Source organism: Enterobacter sp. Cy-643 (genome assembly GCF_011752815.1).
Lineage (GTDB): Bacteria > Pseudomonadota > Gammaproteobacteria > Enterobacterales > Enterobacteriaceae > Cedecea.
In genome coordinates this window covers 442946-461144 of sequence record NZ_VWWV01000002.1, presented here as the reverse complement: position 1 = coordinate 461144, position 18199 = coordinate 442946, and the positions used below count along the sequence as shown (strand labels likewise).

Sequence of the window (18199 nt, the reverse complement as noted above, 5' to 3'; positions counted from 1 at the left end):
GTTATAACGACAATCTGACAAGGAACCTTCTATGCCAACCTCTGCTTTTGATAATTCCCCTTTCTACGCCGCCGACATTATTCGTTCCCGCATTAACGGTCTGGTGCCACGCATCGCTTTCATCCTGGGCTCCGGGCTGGGGGAACTGGCGGAAAAGATTGACTCTCCCATCACTTTTTCCTACGAAGAGCTGCCCGGGTTCCCCGTCAGCACCGTTCACGGCCATGCGGGCGAACTGGTCGTCGGTACGCTGGCTGGCGTGCCGGTAGCCTGCATGAAAGGGCGGGGGCACTTTTATGAAGGTCGCGGGATGTCGGTGATGACCGGCGCAATTCGTACTTTTAAGCTCCTGGGATGCGAAATTCTGTTTTCTACCAACGCCGCCGGTTCTCTGCGCCCGGAAGTGGAGCCCGGAAGCCTGGTTGCGCTCAGCGATCATATTAATACGATGCCGGGCACGCCGACGGTTGGGCCAAATGATGAGCGGTTTGGCGAACGCTTTTTCTCGCTGGCAAACGCCTATGATGCCGACTATCGCGCCGTACTCCAGCAGGTTGCGCATGAACAGGGGTTCCCGCTGCACGAGGGAGTATTTGTTTCTTATCCCGGGCCAAACTTCGAAACCGCAGCGGAAATTCGCATGATGCAAATCATTGGCGGCCACGTGGTGGGGATGTCGGTTGTGCCTGAGGCGATCGTCGCTCGCCATTGCGGTCTGAAGGTGGTTGCCGTCTCGGCCATTACCAATCTTGCCGAAGGGCTGGGCAGTATTCAGCTTTCCCACGAACAGACGCTGAAAGCGGCTGCGCTGTCGCGGCAGAACTTCATTAACCTGATTTGCGGCTTCCTCGGCAAACTGGCCTGATCCTCACTGACCAAGGCAGGGAAAACAGATGGCGATTAAACTCCGCTTAAAAATTATGCTGTTTTTGCAGTACTTTATCTGGGGGGCGTGGCTGGTCACTTTGGGATCTTACATGATCAACACGCTCGGCTTTAAGGGGGCAGATGTTGGCATGGTTTACAGCACCAAAGGGCTTGCTGCGCTACTGATGCCGGGTCTTATCGGCATTGTGGCCGATAAATGGCTCCCAGCCAATCGGGTGTACTCTCTCTGCCATTTGGTGGGGGCGGGGATGCTGGTCTGGGCGGCCAGCATCTACCAGCCAGGGTTGATGTTTTGGGCCATGCTGGGTAATGCGCTGGCCTTTATGCCGACTATTGCGCTGTCCAATACGGTGTCTTACGCTTGCCTTGAAAAAAACGGTCTGGATACGGTCACGCATTTCCCGCCCGTGAGGGTGTTCGGTACCGTGGGCTTTATTGCGGCGATGTGGACCGTCAGCCTGATGGGGATAGAGCTGAGCAGCATGCAGCTCTATATTGCCGCGGGAGCATCCGGGATGCTGGCGCTGTATGCGCTTACGCTGCCGACTATCCCGGTGGTAAAAAACCAAGCCACGCGCAGCTGGGTGAGCCGCCTGGGGCTGGACGCGTTTGTGCTGTTTAAAAAGCCACAAATGGCGGTTTTTTTCCTGTTCGCCATGCTGCTCGGGGCGGTGCTGCAAATCACCAATACTTTCGGCAACCCTTTCCTGCATGATTTCGCCCGTCAGCCGGAGTTTGCCAGCAGCTTTGTGGTGAAGTATCCCTCGATTTTGCTGTCCGTCTCGCAGATGTCAGAAGTGGTCTTTATTTTGACGATCCCCTTCTTCCTGCGTCGTTTTGGCATTAAACAGGTCATGCTGATGAGCATGGTCGCCTGGGTGCTGCGCTTTGCGCTGTTCGCCTGGGGCGATCCCTCAGCCGTAGGTTTTGTGCTGCTGTTGCTGTCGATGGTGGTATACGGCTGCGCCTTTGATTTCTTTAATATCTCCGGCTCCGTTTTTGTTGAGCAGGCGGTGGAGTCACGTATTCGCGCCAGCGCTCAAGGACTGTTTATGACGATGGTGAACGGGGTTGGGGCGTATCTCGGGGCGATTGTCAGCGGTTATGTGGTGGATTATTTCACCGCCGATGGCGTCAAAGACTGGCCGACCATCTGGCTGGTATTTGCTGGCTACGCGCTGGTGCTCGCCGTCGTCTTCCACTTTAGCTTCCACTCTCGCCACCGCCAGCAGCGAGATTCTTCGGCATCGCTCGCACATTAAGGTGCCCGGCCTTACAGCAGGCGTAAGCGATGGTAATTTATGAGGCTTTCCACTCAGGGAGCCTCATGAATACATCTCAGCGTATCTATCGCACCGATCTTAAGCTGCTGCGTTATTTTCAGGCCGTCGCCGAGGAGCTGCATTTTGGCCGGGCCGCCGCGCGGCTGAACATGTCGCAGCCTCCCCTGAGTTTTCATATCAAAGAGCTGGAATCTCAGCTGGGTACGGTACTGTTTATCCGCCATTCGCGGCACGTGGCGCTGACTCACGCAGGCGAAGTCCTGCTGGAAGAGACAAAACAGCTGCTTAACAACGCAAGTCTTGCGCTGGCCAGGGTTGAACAGATTGGCCGCGGCGAAGGCGGTCGAATTCAGCTAGGGATTGTCGGAACCGCCATTTGGGGCGGGCTGCGGCTTGGGCTACAGCGGTTTATTGCGGACTATCCCGCCATTGATGTGACCTTTCGCGAAAAGTCCCCGGGGGATCAGCTGGCCTTGCTTGAACGCCACGAGATTGATGCCGGAATCTGGCGCATGGAAACCAGCCCGCCAGGCGGCCTGCGGAGTGCAAGGCTGCATGAGGCAACATTTATGGTTGCGCTGCCGGAGCAGCACCCGTTAGCCCGGCAGCAGACGGTGGATATTATCCAACTGCGCCACGAGCCATTCGTGACGATGACCGCCATTCACTCTGACTGGACGTTTCTGCAGCGAGTTTGCCGCGAAGCCGGTTTCACCCCACGGGTTGTTCGTGAGGCGGTTGAGCCGCAAACCGTGCTGGCGCTGGTGAGCATTGGTTTCGGGCTAACCATCATCGCCGACAGCTACGCGCAAATGAGCTGGCCTGGCGTGGTGTTTCGCCCTCCCACCAGGCCGATTCCCGCCGATCTTTATGCCGTTTTTGATCCGGTTCATCTCACTTCGAGCACGAAGCAATTAATTGAGGCACTTAAGAAGTCTCCCGTCGATTAGCCCATCGTTGTAAGGTCAGGGCAGTGGTATGATTAGCGGGCGGTTAATTTTGGTCTGGTTGCTCAGAGGTGCAGGTTGAAAATCGCTATTTTATCCCGGGATGGAACGCTCTACTCATGCAAGCGCCTGCGCGAGGCGGCGACGCGTCGTGGTCATCAGGTGGAGGTAATCGATCCTCTTTCTTGCTATATGAACATTAATCCGGCCGCGCCTTCCGTGCATTACAAGGGGCGTCAGCTGCCACATTATGACGCAGTTATCCCGCGTATTGGCTCGGCCATTACCTTTTACGGTACGGCGGTGCTGCGCCAGTTTGAAATGCTGGGAAGCTACCCGCTGAATGAGTCGGTGGCGATCACCCGCGCGCGGGACAAGCTGCGCTCGCTGCAACTGCTTGCGAAGCAGGGGATTGATTTGCCGGTGACGGGGTTTGCCCACTCGCCGGACGATACCAGCGATCTTATTGATATGGTGGGCGGTGCGCCGCTGGTGGTGAAACTCGTTGAAGGCACGCAGGGTATTGGTGTGGTGCTGGCCGAAACGCGGCAGGCGGCGGAAAGCGTGATTGATGCGTTCCGCGGCCTCAACGCCCATATCCTGGTACAGGAATACATCCAGGAAGCGAAGGGCAGAGATATTCGCTGTCTGGTGGTGGGGGATGAGGTTGTGGCCGCCATTGAACGGCAGGCCAAACCCGGCGATTTCCGCTCAAACCTGCACCGTGGAGGCGTCGCGCACCAGGTCACGATTACCGATCTTGAGCGAGAAGTGGCGCTGAAAGCGGCCAGCACGCTGGGACTGGACATTGCCGGGGTGGATATTTTACGCGCCGATCGTGGGCCGCTGGTGATGGAAGTGAACGCCTCGCCGGGGCTGGAAGGCATTGAAAACACGAGCGGGGTCGATATCGCCGGGCTGATGATCAAATGGATAGAGCGGCAGGCCCGCCCTGGGTACTGTCTTAAAACCGGGGGATAATTACCAAATCGGCGCTAATGCATAGTATGACGTGTCATTTTTGCGTAAGATGGCACGTTAATTTTTGAACCGGTAATGAGGTTTTTGCGTTTATGGATTCACTCGTGGTCCCGACTCTGGACACTTTACGCCGCTGGCTGGATGAAACTGGCGTAACCTTTTTCGAGTGCGATACCTGCCAGGCGTTGCATTTGCCCCATATGCAGAACTTCGATGGCGTGTACGACGCGAAAATCGATCTCGTGGACAACATTATTCTGTTTTCCGCATTGGCAGAAGTTAAGCCGTCGGCACTGCTGCCGCTGGCGTCCGATCTCTCCTCGATAAACGCCAGCTCGCTGACGGTAAAAGCATTCCTCGACATCCAGGATGATAACCTGCCCAAGCTGGTGGTGTGTCAGTCGTTGTCTGCCTCGGTGGGCATTACCCGTGAGCAGTTTGCCGCCTTCGTTCAGCAGAGCGAAGAGCAGGTCTCGATGGTGATCCTCGAGGCCTGTGCTAACCAGCTGCTTTTTGTGGCCGAAGAAGAAGAGCGCGACGGCACAATTATTCACACCCACTCTCTGCACTGATCCTTTCTTTTTTAACGCAGCGGCCACCAGCGCCGCCGCGTTCTGCATGTTTTTATTCTGTCATAAAGCCGTCACAGCCAGACAAATCCCTGCCATAAGGCGCTATTTTGCCGCCTGAATAGACGAAAGATGTCTGAAAAGTTGATAAAAGGCGTTTTTTCATCCGGGCTATAGTCGCCAACCCTGGCTACAGTTATTCTTGCCTGGCTCGTAAAAACGGGCAACGTCTGCCTGAAGATTACCCAAATTCTTTTTCAGCAGAATGAATAGAGATGCATGAATTTTGCATGCTAAAAAACATGCGGTGAATGCGGATAAGCCACATTGCGTAAATTCGGCTCATTCGAGCCTGGTTTGGCCTTTATTCAGAAGGAATGAAATTATGCATTACCTACGTAAAAAAGGGTTGTTGGGGATGGTTGCTGGCGCGCTGATGGTGGCTTCTACTGCCAGCTCTGCCGCCGAACAAAAGACGCTGCACGTTTATAACTGGTCTGACTATATTGCGCCGGATACCCTGGCAAACTTCACCAAAGAAACCGGCATCAAAGTGGTCTACGACGTGTTCGATTCCAACGAAGTGCTGGAAGGCAAACTGATGGCGGGCAGCACGGGCTATGACCTGGTGGTGCCGTCTTCGCAGTTCCTCGAACGCCAGGCCCAGGCCGGTATCTTCGAGCCGCTGGATAAAAGCAAACTGCCGAACTACAAAAACCTCGATCCGGAAATGCTTAAGCTGGTGGCGCAAAACGACCACGACAACAAATACGGCATTCCGTACATGATGGTAACAACCGGCATCGGCTACAACGTCGATAAAGTGAAAGCTGCACTGGGGAAAGACGCGCCGGTGGACAGCTGGGATCTGATCTTCAAGCCGGAAAACCTTGAAAAACTGAAAAGCTGTGGCGTGTCGTTCCTGGACGCACCAAGTGAAATTTATGCCACCGTGCTGCACTACCTGGGCAAAGATCCGAACAGCACCAACGCCGCGGACTACACCGGGGCGGCCAACGATCTGCTGATGAAGCTGCGGCCAAATATTCGTTACTTCCATTCGTCGCAGTACATCAACGATCTTGCCAACGGTGACATTTGCGTGGCGATTGGCTGGTCCGGGGATATTCTGCAGGCGGCAAACCGCGCCAAAGAAGCTAAAAATGGCGTGAATGTTGCTTATTCCATTCCTAAGGAAGGCGCGATGGTCTACTTCGATATGTTTGCCCTGCCGGTGGACGCGAAGAACAAAGACGAAGCGTACCAGTTCCTCAACTACCTGATGAAACCGGACGTTATCGCCAACATCAGCAATCATATTTACTACGCGAACGCCAACAAAGAAGCTACGCCGTTACTGAGCGAAGAGGTCCGCAGCAATCCGGGAATTTACCCGCCGGCGGATATTCGTGCCAAGTTGTTCACACAAACGGTGATGCCGCCGAAGATTGACCGGGTTATCACCCGCGCGTGGACTAAGGTTAAAACAGGCAAATAGTCCTGTGACACCCTGCACCGGGCGGTTGCACCAGAGTTGTGCAATCGCCCCAGCCTGAACGGAAGCCCTTGTTTCCAGAATGGCGAAAAGTACGGCAACCGGGCCGTATCTTCTTTTTGATTTGCCGGAGAGCAACAGAATTGAACGACGCAATCCCTCGCCCGCAGTCCAAAACATCCAAAGCGCTGACGCCGCTGCTGGAAATCCGTAACCTCACTAAATCGTTTGATGGCCAACATGCCGTGGATGACGTCAGTCTGACCATCTATAAAGGCGAAATTTTTGCTTTGCTGGGCGCCTCGGGCTGCGGCAAATCCACGCTGCTGCGCATGCTGGCGGGGTTTGAACAGCCAAGCGCCGGGCAAATCATGCTTGATGGCGTCGATTTGTCGCATGTGCCGCCTTACCAGCGCCCGATCAATATGATGTTCCAGTCCTACGCGCTGTTTCCGCACATGACCGTGGAGCAAAACATCGCTTTTGGCCTGAAGCAGGACAAACTGCCTAAGGCAGAAATTACCCGCCGCGTTGCAGAAATGCTGACGCTGGTACACATGCAGGAGTTTGCAAAGCGCAAGCCACACCAGCTTTCCGGCGGCCAGCGCCAGCGCGTGGCGTTGGCCCGAAGCCTGGCTAAGCGCCCCAAATTACTGCTGCTCGACGAGCCCATGGGGGCGCTGGATAAAAAGCTTCGCGACCGGATGCAGCTGGAGGTGGTGGACATTCTTGAACGCGTCGGCGTGACCTGCGTGATGGTGACCCACGATCAGGAAGAGGCGATGACCATGGCCGGGCGAATTGCCATCATGAATCGCGGCAAGTTCGTGCAAATTGGCGAGCCGGAAGAGATTTATGAGCATCCAACCACCCGCTATAGTGCGGAGTTTATCGGGTCGGTCAACGTGTTCGAAGGGCTGCTGAAAGAGCGTCAGGACGACGGACTGGTGATAGAAAGCCCTGGTCTTGTGCATCCTCTGAAGGTGGATCCTGACGCTTCCGTGGTAGACGGCGTACCGGTTTTCGTTGCGTTGCGCCCGGAAAAGGTGACGCTTTGCGAGGAGCCGCCCGCCGATGGCTATAACTTTGCCGTCGGAGAAGTGGTGCATATCGCCTACCTCGGCGATCTCTCCATCTACCACGTTCGGCTGAAAAGCGGGCAGATGATCAGCGCCCAGCTGCAAAATGAGCACCGCTACCGTAAAGGAGCGCCCACCTGGGGGGATGAGGTTCGTCTGTGCTGGGATGCCGACAGCTGCGTGGTTCTGACGGTTTAAGGGGGCAAGATGACAACACTTTCTGAAGGCCCGGCAGAGACGGCGGTTCCTCAATCCTCGGGCGTGAAGCGTTTGCTTGCCCGTTTGCAGATGGCTCACGGGCGCAAACTGGCGATCGCGCTGCCGTATCTGTGGCTGATCCTGCTGTTTATGCTGCCGTTCCTGATTGTTTTTAAAATCAGTTTTTCGGAAATAGCCCGGGCGATCCCACCTTACAGCGATCTGGTGAGCTGGGCCGATGGCCAGCTGTCGATCACCCTGAATCTGGCGAACTACTTCCAGCTGACCGACGATCCGCTCTACTTCGAGGCTTACTTGCAGTCTTTGCAGGTGGCGGCAATTTCAACGCTGTGCTGTCTGGCGCTGGGCTATCCGCTCGCGTGGGCGGTGGCACACAGTAAACCCTCAACGCGAAACATCCTGCTGTTGCTGGTGATCCTGCCTTCATGGACCTCGTTTCTGATCCGCGTGTATGCGTGGATGGGCATCCTGAAAAACAACGGCATATTGAATAACGTGCTGCTTTGGCTCGGGGTTATCGACCAGCCGCTGACGATTCTGCACACCAACCTTGCGGTCTACATCGGGGTGGTTTATGCCTACCTGCCCTTTATGGTGCTGCCGATTTACACCGCGCTGACGCGCATAGATTATTCCCTGGTGGAAGCTTCGTTAGATCTCGGCGCGCGGCCGCTGAAAACGTTCTTCAGCGTGATTGTGCCGCTCACCAAAGGCGGGATTATTGCCGGTTCGATGCTGGTGTTTATTCCGGCGGTAGGGGAGTTTGTGATCCCGGAACTGCTCGGCGGGCCGGACAGCATCATGATTGGCCGCGTCCTGTGGCAGGAGTTCTTTAACAACCGCGACTGGCCGGTGGCCTCAGCCGTGGCGATTATCATGCTTCTGCTGCTGATTGTGCCAATCATGTGGTTCCACAAATATCAGAACAAAGCGGCGGAGGATCACGCATGAACAACTTACCGGTTGTGCGTTCTCCGTGGCGTATTCTGATTCTGGTCATTGGTTTTACCTTCCTGTATGCGCCCATGCTGATGCTGGTTATCTACTCGTTTAACAGTTCTAAACTGGTGACGGTGTGGGCCGGCTGGTCAACACGCTGGTACGGGGAGCTGTTCCGGGATTCAGCGATGATGAACGCCGTTGGCCTGAGCCTGACCATTGCTGCGGCGGCCGCCACGATGGCCGTTATCCTGGGGACGATTGCGGCCGTAGTGATGGTACGTTTTGGTCGCTTTCGTGGCTCAACCGGCTTTGCCTTTATGCTGACGGCGCCGCTGGTTATGCCGGATGTGATCACCGGGCTGTCGCTGTTACTGCTGTTCGTGGCGCTGGCGCATGCGATTGGCTGGCCGAGCGACAGGGGGATGCTTACCATCTGGCTGGCGCATGTGACGTTCTGCACCGCCTATGTTGCGGTGGTGATTAGCTCACGCTTGCGGGAACTGGATCGCTCCATCGAAGAAGCGGCGATGGATCTGGGGGCGACGCCGCTGAAAGTGTTCTTTGTGATCACCGTGCCAATGATCTCACCTGCCATTATTTCTGGCTGGCTGCTGGCGTTCACGCTGTCGCTTGACGACCTGGTTATCGCCAGCTTCGTCTCCGGGCCAGGGGCGACCACGCTGCCGATGCTGGTGTTCTCAAATGTGCGTATGGGGGTCAACCCGGAAATCAACGCGCTGGCGTCGATTATCCTCGGCGTTGTGGGCGTTATCGGCTTGATTGCATGGTGGTTTATGGCGCGGGCAGAAAAGCAGCGGCTGCGCGATATCCAGAGTGCAAGACGTGGTTAAAACGCCTAAAATCTGCAATGATGTGCCTCCGGTGCCGCGCCTGTCGCGGCACCGTGACGTAAGGAACGCGAGGTTGTGGAAATTATCAGGAAACAGCGGTCATCCCATGCAAAATTAAACGTCCCCACGCTGGTGATGGTGGCGGCTATCGGCATCGTCACTACCCGATGCCTGGATTTGCTGCTGCTGTTTAATATGCTCGGGGTTAGCGGAGTGATGGATTTTGTGCACCGCAGCGTGCAAACCTGGCCCCTGACGCTGGTTTTTCTTGGCAGCCTGTTGATGCTTTTTGTCGAACTGCGCTGTGCCTTTGTGATTGTCAAAGGGCGTAACTGGGGGCGCTGGCTGTTCCTGCTGACCCAAATTATTTCCGTGGTCTGGTTGTCTCTGTCCTCACTGGGATGGGGATACCCCGAATTATTCAGCATTGCCGGGGGCAGCAAGCGTGAGATCTTCCGTTCGCTGTTCACTCAAAAGCTGCCGGATATTCTGGTGCTGATTTTGCTGTTTGTCCCTGCCCGCAGTCGGCTTTTTTTCAGACTTCAGTAAGCGCAGAGTGCTACAATCTGCGCCCTCGTTTTTTCTCAGGGTTTCTCTATGCAATGCGCGCTCTATGATGCCGGCCGCTGCCGTTCCTGCCAGTGGATTGAACAACCGGTTGAAGACCAGCTTCTCGCTAAAATGACCGATCTCCGGCAACTGCTGGCAGGCATTGCGGTGGGCGAGTGGTGTCAGCCGGTCAGCGGCCCTGAGCAGGCATTTCGCAACAAAGCCAAAATGGTGGTCAGCGGCAGCGTGGAAAAACCGCTGCTGGGGATGTTGCACCGCGACGGCACGCCCGAAGATTTAACCGACTGCCCGCTTTATCCCGCTTCATTTGAGCCTGTCTTTGCGGCACTGAAGCCTTTTATTGCCCGGGCGGGATTAACGCCTTACAGCGTCGCGCGCAAGCGTGGCGAGCTGAAGTACCTGCTGCTGACCGAAAGCCTGGCGGATGGCGGCATGATGCTGCGCTTTGTGCTGCGTTCGGAAAGCAAGCTGGAGCAGTTAAAAGCGGCGCTGCCGTGGCTACAGCAACAGCTGCCGCAGCTCAAGGTGATTTCGGCCAACATTCAGCCCGTACACATGGCGATTATGGAAGGTGAACAGGAAATCCCGCTGACTGAACAGCGTGCGCTCGAAGAGGTTTTCAACGGCGTACCGCTCTATATTCGTCCGCAAAGTTTCTTCCAGACTAACCCTCAGGTTGCTTCCCGGTTGTACGCCACCGCCCGTGACTGGGTGCGCGCGCTACCCGTCAACCATATGTGGGATCTGTTCTGCGGCGTGGGGGGATTTGGCCTGCACTGCGCCACGCCGGAGATGAAGCTAACCGGCATCGAAATTGCCCCGGAGGCGATTGCCAGCGCGAAGCAGTCGGCTGAAAAACTGGGTCTGCATAACATTCATTTTCGGGCGCTGGATTCCACGCAGTTCGCCGTCGCCCAGCAGGATATCCCGCAGCTGGTGCTGGTGAACCCGCCGCGCCGTGGGATCGGTAAAGCGCTGTGTGATTATCTGGAGCAGATGGCTCCGGCGTTTATCGTCTACTCAAGCTGCAACGCGCAGACCATGGCGAAGGATATTCAGATGTTGCCGGGTTACCGGGTAGTGCGTACCCAGCTGTTTGATATGTTTCCGCATACTTCGCATTACGAAGTGTTGACGCTGCTGGAGCGTTGTCCTTAACTTTGACATTCGTGCTAGTGGTTTCTGCAGACCCGGCCTAAGGTTCCGTTCACGTCCAGTTCGGTTTGATATGCCATCACAGAGACGGTGAACGGCTCGGGGGAGCCACCGTCACTCCCCCGAGACTCCGGACTCCCGGCCAAATAAATCGACCGCGTGAGCGGCAAACCTCCGTTTTATCTCCCAGTCCTGGGTCGGCTGAGATGCGTTCCCGACGCTCTCAGCTACAACGTATTTGCTTCTTTTACCCTCACCCTAACCCTCTCCCCGGAAGGGAGAGGGAATAGATTGCGTACTGTTCTGTCTGTTGTTTTCTCCCTCGCCCCTTTGGGGAGAGGGCCGGGGTGAGGGGGTAAATTTACTGCGGGAACCACTGAGTACTGATCTTCTGATAAGTCCCGTCCGCTTTAATCGCCGCCAGCGCGTCGTTCAGCTTCTTCAGCAGGGCCTGATTATCCGGGCGCACCGCAATCCCTAAACCGGTGCCAAAGTACCGTGCGTCGGTCACATGCTCGCCCACGGTGCCCAGCTGCGGATTGGTCTTCAGCCATTCGTTCACCACGGCGGTATCGCCAAACACGCCATCAATACGGCCATTTTTCAGGTCAATAATCGCGTTCTGGTAACTGTCGTAAGAGACGGTTTTGATCTCAGGATGTTTATCCTGTAGGTATTTCTGGTGCGTGGTGCCGTTTTCCATCCCGATGCGTTTGCCTTTGAGATCGTCCAGAGAGGCAAACTGGCCTTTTTTAGCAATGACCACCGCCGAGTTGGCGTAGTACGGATTGGTAAAGGCGACCTGTTTGGCACGTTCAGGCGTGATATCCATCCCGGAAATCACCGCGTCGTATTTACGGAACTTCAGGGAAGGGATCAGGCTGTCGAAAGCGTGGTTGGTGAAGGTACATTCAGCCTGCATTTGTTTGCATAATGCTTTGGCCAGATCGATATCGAAACCGACGATCTGATTGCTGGCGTCCAGAGATTCAAAAGGAGGATAGGTTGCCGAAGAGCCGAAGTTAATTTTCTCCGCCGCGGCCGCGCTGAATGCGGCTGTAGCGAACATAGCGGCTAACAGTAACTTTTTCATGCGTGTTGCTCCTGTCTGTCAATATTGTTTTAAATCGCCGTTTCCCGGCGTCTAACCACCATGCCAAAATGTGAATTTATATGCAATAAAAATGTATAATTATATTTGTGTGGGCGTAAAAAAAGCGGGTTGCCCCGCTTTTCCTCTGAGCTTGTCTAGCTGCGGCGTTCAAAGGCCAGCGCCCGGCGTTCGATCAGGCGCATCAGCAACGTAAGCAGCCCGTTGACGATGAGGTAGACCAGACCGGCGGCGCCGAAGACCGCCACATCATAGGTGCGGCCATACAGAAGCTGCCCGTAGCCCATCACTTCCATCAGCGTAATGGTGTAGGCCAGCGAGGTGCTCTTGAACACCAGCACGACTTCGTTCGAGTAAGAAGAGAGCGCGCGCTTGAAGGCATAAGGCAGCAGAATAGCCAGCGTATCTTTCTTGCTCATCCCTAAGGCGCTGCAGGACTGCCACTGACCTTCCGGTATGGCGCGAATAGCCCCGTAAAACAGCTGTGTAGTATACGCGGCGCTGTTCAGAGAGAGCGCAATCAACGCGCACAGCCACGGCTCGGAAAGCAGGTGCCACAGCACCGGATAATGCTGGAGCGACGGGAACTGCCCTGGACCGTAGTAAATCAGGAAGATCTGCACCAGCAGCGGCGTGCCGGTAAACAGTGTGATGTAGGCGCGCACAATGTGCACTAGCCCCGGCGTTTTAAGCGTCAGAACGATGGTGAACAGCAGCGACAGCACGAGCGCGACGGCAATGGAAGCGGCGGTGAGCGTCAGGCTGGTGTGCAGACCTTTCATCAGCTCCGGTAAATACTCGAGCATCAGCCAGGTCTCCGTTCAAAGCGCGTGGCGCGCAGGTCTATGCGCTTCAGGATGTACTGACTCAGCAGGGTAATAACCAGATAAATCGCCGCCGCAATCACGTACCAGGTAAACGGCTCCTGGGTGCGCGTGGCGATACTTTTGGTTTGCAGCATCAGGTCGTTGACGCTGATAAGCGACACCAGCGCGGTGTCTTTCAGCAGCACCAGCCACTGGTTACCCAGGCCCGGCAGGGCGTGACGCCACATCTGCGGCATGACCAGCCGGAAGAAAATCGCGGTTTTGGATAAACCCAGCGCCTGGCCCGATTCCCACTGCCCAACCGGCACCGCTTTCAGCGCGCCGCGCAGCGTCTGCGACGCATAGGCGGAATAGAGCAGGGAGAGGGCAATCACGCCGCAGAGGAACGGACTGACGTCAAAGTTCTCAATCTCCATTTTAACCGGGATGGCGGTAAAACCGAGGTTGAGGGTAAAGCCGTCAGAGAGCATCAGCAGCAGCTGGGAGGAGCCGAAGTAGATAAACAGCACCACCAGAATTTCAGGCAGGCCGCGGAAAAGCGTGACTATCCCGGAGCCTATCCATGCCACCGGGCGCCATTTGGCGGATTCCCAGACGGCAAAAATCATCGCCAGCACGAGGCCGACGATGAGGGCACAAACGGCAAGGCCGACGGTCATCCCGGCGGCGCTTGCTAATGGAAACAATTCGTTCATCGGGTCGATTACTTCTGGAACCATTTGTCGTAGATGGCTTTGTAGGTGCCATCTTGTTTCACTTTATCCAGCGCGGCGTTGAATTTGCTCTGCAGGTCAGTGTTGCCCTGGCGCAGGGCGATGCCGAGGCCGGTGCCGAAGTAATCTTTGTCGGTCACTTTATCACCCACGGCAACCAGTTCCGGGCTGGCTTTCAGCCACTCGGTCACCACGGCGGTGTCGCCGAAGACCGCGTCGATACGACCGTTCTGCAGATCCAGCTTAGCGTTCTGGTAGCTGTCGTAAGGCACGGTGGTGATTTCCGGGTGCTTGTCGGTGATGTATTTCTGGTGGGTGGTCCCGTTCTGGATGCCCACTTTTTTGCCTTTCAGCGCCGCAATATCTGCGTACTTGCCCTTCACGCCAACAAACAGCGCGGAGTTGTCATAGTAAGGTTTGGTGAACAGCACCTGTTTTTCACGTTCAGGGGTGATGTCCATTCCCGCCATTACCGCGTCAATACGGCGGAATTTCAGGCTTGGGATCAGGCTATCAAACGCCTGGTTGGTGAAGGTACAGGTGGCATCGATCTGTTTGCAAAGGGCGTTTGCCAGGTCAACGTCAAAGCCGACGATCTTGTTGTTGGCGTCGATAGACTCAAACGGAGGGTAAGAGGCTTCGGTAGCAAAACGGATAGTCTGTGCGGCGGTAGCAGAAAGGCTCAGAGTGGCTAAAAGAGTGGCCAGCAAAACTTTTTTCATTGTCGTTTTCCCGTTCAACATCAGTGAGAGAGATAGAATTTAAACGCATCGGTTTGCGGGTTAGCAAAGCAGCTGGCATCACCTTGTTCGATGATGTGGCCGTTTTCCATATACACCACGCGGCTGGCGGTTTTACGCGCCACTTCTACTTCATGGGTCACGATGACCTGAGTAATGTTGGTTTCCGCCAGTTCGCGGATAATGCTGACGATCTGCGCGGTGATTTCCGGGTCCAGAGCGGCGGTAGGCTCATCAAACAGCAGAATCTGCGGCTCCATCATCAGGGCGCGGGCAATGGCAACACGCTGTTGCTGGCCGCCGGAAAGGTGCAGCGGATAGCGATCCATGTAAGGCTTCAGGCGCAGGCGCTCAAGCAGTTTATCGGCGCGTTCACGCGCTCGATCTTTGCTTAATCCGAGCACGCGGCACGGTGCTTCAATCAGGTTTTGCAGCACGGTTAAGTGCGGCCACAAATTGTATTGCTGGAAGACCATGCCGACGTTCTGGCGCAGATCGCGAATCGCTTTGTCGCTGGGGGCTTTGGCAAAGTCGAAAGTCGCGCCCGCGATGCTTAGTTTACCGGAGCGCGGCATCTCAAGCAGGTTAAGGACGCGCAGCAGAGAGCTCTTGCCGGCACCGCTCGGGCCCAGCAACACCAGCGTCTCGCCCTGCGGGCAATGTAGTGTGATATCGAACAGCGCCTGATGGGCACCGTAAAAGCAATTAATGCTGTCTAGTTGAATACTCATGCGCTGAAGTTGAATAGCAATTGAGGCCGCAAAGGGTACCTTTAACAGAATAGTTATGCAATCTTTGTGCGTTAAAACCTATAAGTAACGGCTTACTTCGCCTAAAGTTAGCACAAAATAGCGAGGCGGGTGGTGGCTAAGTATAAAAAACCGGGATCCCTGAATATTCCAGACTATTTACAGGGGTTACGTTTCTTCCACCCGCATAGCGTCAGCATAAATTGCCGCTATTTCCCTTCAACTGCCTGACGCAGCGTGCCGGTTGGCGCATGGCTCGCCGCGCCGAGGTAACGCACATCGTCCACCGTCCAGCACTGGCCTTCGCGGACCATCAACACTTCATCTTTCCAGGTCTGGCTGCCGCGGGTCAGCTCGACGCGCAGAGGAATATTTCGCGCATCGGTGTTCGGGATAGTTGACGCCGAAGCCACGCTGGCCCGGTCAGGCCCTTCGGACTGGCTGGAGAAGATATCGCTGCGGGTAAACGCACTTTGCGCCGCCGCAGAGGCACTGGATTTTTGCAGGAGCTGGAACAGGGAATCGCTCAGATAAGGGCGTAGCGCGGCAACGGAACTCAGGCCTTCGCCCTTGTGCGCGATACGGTAATCATAGAACTGCTGAGCGACGTCATCCGGGCCGCCGCTAACGCAGGGACCGCTGCGGGTGCCGATGTCTTTGAAGGCCGGGGTGACGGTGGTACAGGCCGACAACACCAGCGCACAGGGGAGAAGGGCCAAAGCTGAGCTGCGCATTTTTATTTCCTTATTTTCTCAGGAGGACTACCTTAGCATAGCGTATTGGCTCAAAATCGCGTGGCGATTGCCGGGCTAACATGTTGATGGCAAAGAGAGGAGAACGTGATGCAGTTTACAACGACGCCAGGCCTGGAAGGCCACACCATTACTGAATACTGCGGCGTGGTGACCGGGGAAGCTATCCTCGGCGCCAATATTTTCCGCGATTTTTTCGCTGGGGTTCGCGATATCGTCGGCGGCCGCTCCGGGGCTTATGAAAAAGAGTTACGCAAAGCGCGGGACATCGCATTTCGTGAAATTCAGGCACAGGCCGAAAGCCTGGGCGCCAACGCCGTGGTCGGGATTGATATCGACTATGAAACCGTCGGCAAGGACGGCAGTATGCTGATGGTTTGCGTCAGCGGAACGGCGGTGAAAACGCGCCAATGAAAACCAGGATCTTAGCGCTTGCCCTGGCGCTGTTACTGGCGGGCTGCGCCGGGCAAAAAGGGATTGTCGATCGAGGCAGCTATAAAGTGGACACCACGCATCAGGCTCAGGCCGCGTATCCGCGGGTGAAAATTCTGGTGATCCATTACACGGCGGATGATTTTTCAAGTTCGCTTTCCACGTTGACCGATCGTAACGTCAGCGCCCACTACCTTGTTCCTGCCGCGCCGCCGCTGTCCGGCGGGAAACCCGTTGTCTGGCAACTGGTGCCGGAAGCGCAGCTGGCCTGGCATGCCGGGGTCAGTTTCTGGCGAGGAGCTACGCGAATTAACGACACATCCGTAGGGATTGAGCTGGAAAACCAGGGCTACACGCGGGTGGGTGGTGTTCAGCGCTTTTATCCCTTCAGTCAGCCGCAGATTGCGGTGCTTGAGGATTTAGCGAAGCAGATTATTGCGCGCTATAACATCGCCCCGCAGAACGTGGTGGCTCACGGAGATATCGCGCCGCAGCGCAAGGTTGATCCTGGCCCGCTGTTCCCCTGGAAGCAATTTGCGGAAAAAGGGATTGGCGCATGGCCGGACGCCGCTAGAGTGGCGTTTTATCTTAACGGCCGCGGCCCGCTGCAGCCCGTGGATAAAACAGAGCTGCTGGATGTGCTTTCCCGATATGGCTACGAAGTGCTGCCGGGCATGACTGAGGCGCAGCAGAAAAGAGTGATTACCGCCTTCCAGATGCACTTCCGCCCGGCCAACTACAGCGGCGAGGTGGATGCGGAAAGCCTGGCGATTGCCGAGGCATTACTGGAGAAATATGGCCAGGGTTAGCCCCGGTGCAGCGTGCCGTGATCTTTCAACCACAGCGCGGTCCGGCGAATGCCTTCATCAAGGGTGATGATAGGCTGGTAGCCCAGCTCCGTTTCCGCACGCGTGGTGTCCAGCGTTAAGTCGAAGTTCAGCTTGGAGACGCCGTAGTGCGTGAGCACCGGCTCTTTGGCAGACTTATTGCCAAAGTGCTCCAGGCTGCGGGCGATAATATCCAGCATCGGGTAGGGCACCGAGCGAATGCGGCATTTAATGCCCAGCTCGTCGATCAGCTTCTGCACGATAGTCCGCAGCGGGCGCGCTTCCATATTGGTGATGTTGTAGGCGCGGCCAGAAGGTAAATCCTGTTTCTGCGTTGCCAGCCACATCGCGTGTACTGCGTTTTCAAGATAGGTCATATCCACCAGCGCATCGCCGCCGCGCGGCAGCAGTACGCTCCCGTAGTGGCGCATCATCTGCACCAGACGCGGGAAAAACACTTTATCGTGCGGCCCAAACAGGCTTTGTGGGCGCAGAATGGTAAAACGCGTGTTCGGGTTGGCCTGCGCCAGCAGCTGAATCACCTCTTCGCTGGCGGCTTTGCTACGGGCAAATTCGTTGGCGAAACGCACCGGGCGAAAATCTTCGCTGATGTTTCGGTGGTGGTGGTAGTCGAAGTAGAGCGACGGCGACGAGATATGAATAAAGTCACGTACGCCCCAGGCCACGGCCCATTCACCCAGACGGCGCGTGGCGCGAACGTTGGCGAGGTCAAAGGCTTGCTGGGTTCCCCACGGCGAGGTGAAGCTGGAGCAGTGCCAGAGCGTGTCGACGTCGGCGAGCATCACCTTAGCCTGGGAAGAGACCAGCTCTGTCAGGTCGGCATGGACAAATTCGGCGCCCATTTTCTGCAGCAGTTTGCCCATCGCTTCGTTGCGCCCGGTGGCCCGAACGCTGATGCCCCTGGCGCGTAAATACTCGACCGCGTTTCGGCCTAAACCGCTGGTTGCGCCCGTGACCAGTACCTTCATGTGACCAACTCGTTTTGTTTGAGATTAACGCTGCGCATTTTTCCGTGAAACGGCAGCGCATGCAATGGGAATACTGAAAG

At 56.0% G+C, this 18199-nt stretch carries 20 protein-coding genes; 13 read left to right on the top strand and 7 right to left on the bottom strand.

From position 1 onward, the window contains the following. Positions 1–31: 31 nt before the first annotated feature. The 11 genes from xapA (at position 32) to rlmC (ending at position 10982) form a co-directional block, all read left to right on the top strand. The gene (gene xapA, locus F3J29_RS10445; RefSeq protein ID WP_166865929.1) at positions 32–865 is read left to right on the top strand and encodes a xanthosine phosphorylase; all 834 of its coding nucleotides are present in this window, start codon (positions 32–34) and stop codon (positions 863–865) included. A 28-nt stretch (positions 866–893) separates the two neighbouring features. After that, the gene (locus F3J29_RS10440) at positions 894–2150 is read left to right on the top strand and encodes a nucleoside permease (RefSeq protein WP_166865927.1); all 1257 of its coding nucleotides are present in this window, start codon (positions 894–896) and stop codon (positions 2148–2150) included. Positions 2151–2215: 65 nt separating this feature from the next. Next, positions 2216–3121: a LysR family transcriptional regulator gene (locus F3J29_RS10435; RefSeq protein ID WP_166865925.1), complete on the top strand. Its 906-nt coding sequence runs from the start codon at positions 2216–2218 to the stop codon at positions 3119–3121. 75 nt (positions 3122–3196) lie between these two features. Continuing rightward, positions 3197–4099, top strand: a complete 903-nt coding sequence (gene rimK, locus F3J29_RS10430; RefSeq protein WP_166865923.1) for a 30S ribosomal protein S6--L-glutamate ligase — start codon at positions 3197–3199, stop codon at positions 4097–4099. A 92-nt stretch (positions 4100–4191) separates the two neighbouring features. Further along, positions 4192–4671 (top strand): YbjN domain-containing protein, encoded by a 480-nt coding sequence (locus tag F3J29_RS10425; RefSeq protein ID WP_008461058.1) that lies wholly within the window; start codon positions 4192–4194, stop codon positions 4669–4671. A gap of 382 nt (positions 4672–5053) precedes the next feature. Beyond that, positions 5054–6166, top strand: a complete 1113-nt coding sequence (gene potF, locus F3J29_RS10420) for a spermidine/putrescine ABC transporter substrate-binding protein PotF (protein ID WP_166865921.1) — start codon at positions 5054–5056, stop codon at positions 6164–6166. 140 nt (positions 6167–6306) lie between these two features. Continuing rightward, the gene (potG, locus tag F3J29_RS10415; protein WP_166865919.1) at positions 6307–7440 is read left to right on the top strand and encodes a putrescine ABC transporter ATP-binding subunit PotG; all 1134 of its coding nucleotides are present in this window, start codon (positions 6307–6309) and stop codon (positions 7438–7440) included. Between the two features lie 9 nt (positions 7441–7449). After that, positions 7450–8412 carry a putrescine ABC transporter permease PotH gene (potH, locus tag F3J29_RS10410; protein WP_166865918.1) on the top strand — a complete coding sequence of 321 codons (963 nt, stop codon included), beginning with the start codon at positions 7450–7452 and terminating at the stop codon, positions 8410–8412. Then, positions 8409–9254, top strand: a complete 846-nt coding sequence (gene potI, locus F3J29_RS10405) for a putrescine ABC transporter permease PotI (protein WP_008461065.1) — start codon at positions 8409–8411, stop codon at positions 9252–9254. The genes potH and potI overlap by 4 nt, the downstream gene beginning before the upstream one ends. Positions 9255–9329: 75 nt before the next feature. Beyond that, a complete protein-coding gene (locus F3J29_RS10400) occupies positions 9330–9803 on the top strand; it encodes a YbjO family protein (RefSeq protein WP_166865916.1) in 474 nt (157 codons plus the stop codon). Between the two features lie 48 nt (positions 9804–9851). Further along, positions 9852–10982 (top strand): 23S rRNA (uracil(747)-C(5))-methyltransferase RlmC, encoded by a 1131-nt coding sequence (gene rlmC / locus F3J29_RS10395; RefSeq protein WP_166865914.1) that lies wholly within the window; start codon positions 9852–9854, stop codon positions 10980–10982. Positions 10983–11340: 358 nt separating this feature from the next. On the opposite strand, the gene artJ (F3J29_RS10390) is transcribed toward rlmC, so the two are convergent. From artJ (F3J29_RS10390) to F3J29_RS10365, 6 genes are all read right to left on the bottom strand, one after another. Beyond that, the gene (gene artJ, locus F3J29_RS10390) at positions 11341–12072 is read right to left on the bottom strand and encodes an arginine ABC transporter substrate-binding protein ArtJ (protein WP_166865912.1); all 732 of its coding nucleotides are present in this window, start codon (positions 12070–12072) and stop codon (positions 11341–11343) included. 155 nt (positions 12073–12227) lie between these two features. Beyond that, a complete protein-coding gene (gene artM / locus F3J29_RS10385) occupies positions 12228–12896 on the bottom strand; it encodes an arginine ABC transporter permease ArtM (protein WP_061274240.1) in 669 nt (222 codons plus the stop codon). After that, positions 12896–13612 carry an arginine ABC transporter permease ArtQ gene (gene artQ, locus F3J29_RS10380; protein WP_166865910.1) on the bottom strand — a complete coding sequence of 239 codons (717 nt, stop codon included), beginning with the start codon at positions 13610–13612 and terminating at the stop codon, positions 12896–12898. The genes artM and artQ overlap by 1 nt, the downstream gene beginning before the upstream one ends. Before the next feature lie 8 nt (positions 13613–13620). Next, positions 13621–14352, bottom strand: a complete 732-nt coding sequence (gene artJ / locus F3J29_RS10375; protein WP_008461077.1) for an arginine ABC transporter substrate-binding protein — start codon at positions 14350–14352, stop codon at positions 13621–13623. Between the two features lie 20 nt (positions 14353–14372). Further along, complete coding sequence (gene artP, locus F3J29_RS10370; RefSeq protein WP_166865908.1) at positions 14373–15101, bottom strand: arginine ABC transporter ATP-binding protein ArtP; 729 nt, start codon at positions 15099–15101, stop codon at positions 14373–14375. A 227-nt stretch (positions 15102–15328) separates the two neighbouring features. Further along, entirely contained in the window at positions 15329–15853 is a 525-nt protein-coding gene (locus F3J29_RS10365) for a lipoprotein (RefSeq protein WP_166865906.1), read from the bottom strand. A 108-nt stretch (positions 15854–15961) separates the two neighbouring features. Between F3J29_RS10365 and F3J29_RS10360 the strand changes: the two genes are divergently transcribed. After that, positions 15962–16285, top strand: a complete 324-nt coding sequence (locus tag F3J29_RS10360; protein WP_039301492.1) for a heavy metal-binding domain-containing protein — start codon at positions 15962–15964, stop codon at positions 16283–16285. After that, positions 16282–17112, top strand: coding sequence for an N-acetylmuramoyl-L-alanine amidase (locus tag F3J29_RS10355; RefSeq protein WP_166865904.1), 831 nt, complete (start codon positions 16282–16284; stop codon positions 17110–17112). The genes F3J29_RS10360 and F3J29_RS10355 overlap by 4 nt, the downstream gene beginning before the upstream one ends. Here F3J29_RS10355 and F3J29_RS10350 read toward each other — a convergent pair. Further along, on the bottom strand, positions 17109–18119 hold the full coding sequence (locus F3J29_RS10350; protein ID WP_166865902.1) for a 3-beta-hydroxysteroid dehydrogenase: 1011 nt from the start codon (positions 18117–18119) through the stop codon (positions 17109–17111). The genes F3J29_RS10355 and F3J29_RS10350 overlap by 4 nt on opposite strands. Between the last annotated feature and the right edge of the window lie 80 nt (positions 18120–18199).